General features: G+C 73.5%; 1 protein-coding gene. It reads left to right on the top strand.

Annotated elements, in window-relative coordinates; translation table 11 throughout:
• The coding region (locus tag D183_RS25450) for a sensor histidine kinase (RefSeq protein WP_039728986.1) at nt 1-695 on the top strand (695 nt) is incomplete at both ends.

Genomic DNA, 695 nt, shown 5'->3' with positions numbered 1-695 from the left:
GCGGCCGCCGCGGACGGCAGCGTGGCGCTGCTGGACACGCAGCAGCCGGATCCGGTGCCGGTGCCGCTGGCGCTGAGCATGGAGAGCGTGCAGGTGCGGCGCGGCCCGCAGCTGCTGACGCTGCCGACGCGCGGCGACTTCACCCTGCGCTCGGACGACCGCGACCTGCGCGTGGCGGTGCGGCTGCTGTCCTACATCGATCCGGAACACATCGTCTACCGGTTCCGCCTGCCGGGTTACGACCGCGACTGGGTCAGCACGGGCGCCAGCGGCGAACGCACCTTGCCGCAGCTGCCCGATGGCGCGCAGGTGCTGGAGATCCAGGCGCGCACCCGCAACGGCGCCTGGTCGCCGACGCTGCGCCTGCCGTTCCGGGTGCAGCCGCCGTGGTGGCGCAGCGTCTGGGGCATCGTCGGGCTGCTCGCTGCGGCCGGCCTGTTGCTGCTGATGTCGCTGCGCGCCTACCGGCGCCGCCTGGGCCGCCAGCACGCCTGGGAACTGGCCCTGCACAAGCAGGAACTGGCCGAGCAGGCCTCGCTGGCCAAGACCCGCTTCCTGGCCACGCTCGGCCACGAGGTGCGCACGCCGCTGACCGGGGTGCTGGGCATGAGCGAACTGCTGCTGGCCACGCCGCTGGATCCGAAGCAGCGTGGGTACACCGAGTCGATCCGCCGCGCCGGCACCCACCTGCTGCA

It is taken from the genome of Xanthomonas sp. SHU 199 (assembly GCF_000364665.1).
Lineage (GTDB): Bacteria > Pseudomonadota > Gammaproteobacteria > Xanthomonadales > Xanthomonadaceae > Xanthomonas_A > Xanthomonas_A sontii.
This window is presented reverse-complemented; position numbering and strand designations above follow the sequence as displayed.